General features: G+C 40.0%; 2 protein-coding genes. Both read right to left on the bottom strand.

Annotation, left to right across the window (positions count from 1 at the left end):
- Positions 1 to 159 precede the first annotated feature (159 nt).
- The gene (locus tag AKL11_RS24135; protein ID WP_067522905.1) at positions 160 to 594 is read right to left on the bottom strand and encodes a hypothetical protein; all 435 of its coding nucleotides are present in this window, start codon (positions 592 to 594) and stop codon (positions 160 to 162) included.
- A gap of 859 nt (positions 595 to 1,453) precedes the next feature.
- Entirely contained in the window at positions 1,454 to 2,239 is a 786-nt protein-coding gene (locus tag AKL11_RS24130; protein ID WP_067522904.1) for a suppressor of fused domain protein, read from the bottom strand.
- Positions 2,240 to 2,395 lie beyond the last annotated feature (156 nt).

The raw sequence follows: 2,395 nt of genomic DNA, 5'->3' as shown, positions 1-2,395 counted from the left end.
AAAACTTCTATAGACCACCCTCACCAGAAATCAATCCGGGCTTGTGCAACAACCGGATAAGATTGCGGCTAAGCGCAATCTATCCTTATTCGTTAAATCAATCCGGGCTTGTGCAACAACCGGATAAGATTGCGGCTAAGCGCAATCTATCCTTATTCGTTATGCCAATTTTGATATTTTAAACATATTTCTTGCACTAAGAAGTTTAATGATTTCATCGATCTTTGAATGGTACTTTCTTGGAAAAAATATTTCATGCGTATAAGGATATTCACCTTCAAACACAATTACATTATCGCCGTATTTTATATCCAAAACCCTATTCAAATCGATTTCACTTGTGCGGCGTCGAAGATCATAATTATAATAAACCAAATTATTATTTAGCTCAAAAACAGTTAAATCGATCTTTCTTTTTTGACGTAGAAAAAGCACAATCATTAGATAAAAAACTAAACACGGTATAAATATTTTAAAGAAAGCAACATTATATTCTTTTGCATTCATTACCCATATCAAAAATAGAATATTTAATACTGATTGGGCATGACTAAACCAATCATCTTTTGCAACCGTCCTGACTTTTAACTTCATTGTAAACCTTCAAGATAAATAGTATTTTCAATGAACTGTGAATGTAGATTTTCAATAACTACAGGGAAACTTCAGTGCTAAGTTACTGTAGCCTCTGGCATTCAATAATCATGTTACATTGTTTTACACGATTTTTAGTAGCACATAAACGCTTTTTGAGAAGTTATTGAGATGTTGCACATATTGGCATAACGCCAAAATGTGCGGCGCGCCGCAGGCGCGTCCGGTGAGCGCAGCGAACGAACACGATTTTTTTGTTAGCTGCGTAAGCCCGTAAAATGGTTGAACTGTGACGAAAACCTGAAGCGAGTTCGACTGGCAACAAAGTAAAAACCAGAAGATTTACCACCAGAGATTTTACACGCCGCTGCAAACCATGCGGAACCAAAATACCGCAAAACAGTTTGAGCCAAAAGGTTTGACTACTTGAAGTTTACGACAATGTAATTTTCTGACCTGGCACAAACCCGAAGCTTTACATGCTGCAGAAAACCAGAGAAAACCCCACCAACTGACCGATAGAAAAGATGGAAAGGAAACCGATTTTTCTGCTGGCGCTGTAAAAGAAAACTTGTACGTTAGCACTTGCCAGCTTTGAAACAACCAACAGCAAACGACGATTTTGACGCTGGCATAAAAGAAGGAATAAACGACAAAACTCTCACGCCAGCTTGCACAACGAAGCTTACTGATTTCCTCTGATCTTTTCGACAGAAAAAGAACAAAAAAGCTCGCAACGCTAACAAACTCTAAGGTTTGCAACCTCTGGTAGAAACACTGCAGCTAACGCCAAAATGTGCGGCGCGCCGCAGGCGCGTCCGGTGGAGCGAAGCGGAACGAACACGATTTTTTTGTTAGCTCACTGGACTACGGACTTGCGATTGCGCTCGCTTATTTGCCCGAAGCCAGACGATATTAGCTTTTCTAGAAGTTTATCTCTGCCATTTTCGATAGACCATTGCATTTCTTCGTCAGTGATAACCGATGCAATGAGAATTGCCATTTCACCATTTGGCAATAAAGTGCCTGTGGGTAGCGGATTTTGTGACTTTGTGATTAATACATTAACATTCTCAGATTCACCAACTTGGATTTCTTGAACCGTTAGGCCATTGTATGTTTCTACACGATTGAGTATTCCTGCATCATGGGTGATTTCTGCATTTACAGCCCACTGAATGAACCATAAAGGCCAATCAGAGTTTTCTTTGGCAAGAACCATAATTTCGTATCCATATCCAGCATCACCATTAACTTTAATGGCTCTCTCTTTAGCTTTCAGTTTTCCAGAATATCGGCTTGGCCTACCTTGATCATCGGTTGTAATTTCATAATCAGTCATGGTAGCTGATGCAGGCATATCGGAGTTGCTGAGGCCAAACGTGGTATATACCCATATATCTTCACCAAGTTTATTTGCCGGGATCACATACAAGCCACCACCAGGCCAAACTACATTCATATTTCCCATTTTTAAGATGTCATCAGGCAACATTCCGAAACTACTTTCATAAAATGACTCTCTAGCTTCATAAACATTCTGCCAGAACTGCTCCTCAGAAATATCTTCTGCATTTGCGTTTGTGCTCATTGAAGTAACGGCCCATGGAATAATTTGAAGTAATTTTTTAATTTTATTTTTCATACTCGATGTCTCTGTTGTGAGCTAACGCCAAATTCAGCGGCGCAGCGTAGCGGAGTCCGCTGGAATTTTTTGTTAGCTGCGCACGCCCGTAAAATGGTTATACTGTGGCGTGAACTTGAAGCAAGTACGACTGGCGACAAAGTAAAAACCAGAAGA

Source organism: Endozoicomonas ascidiicola (assembly GCF_001646945.1).
In the GTDB taxonomy this organism is placed as follows: domain Bacteria; phylum Pseudomonadota; class Gammaproteobacteria; order Pseudomonadales; family Endozoicomonadaceae; genus Endozoicomonas; species Endozoicomonas ascidiicola.
The sequence above is the reverse complement of the archived record's forward strand: the minus strand, read 5'-3'. Positions and strand labels throughout refer to the sequence as shown.

Excerpts from the sequence above, each read along its gene's own strand:
- AKL11_RS24130 (WP_067522904.1), bottom strand. The coding sequence starts at position 2,239 with ATGAAAAATAAAATTAAAAAATTACTTCAAATTATTCCATGGGCCGTT.
- AKL11_RS24135 (WP_067522905.1), bottom strand. The coding sequence starts at position 594 with ATGAAGTTAAAAGTCAGGACGGTTGCAAAAGATGATTGGTTTAGTCAT.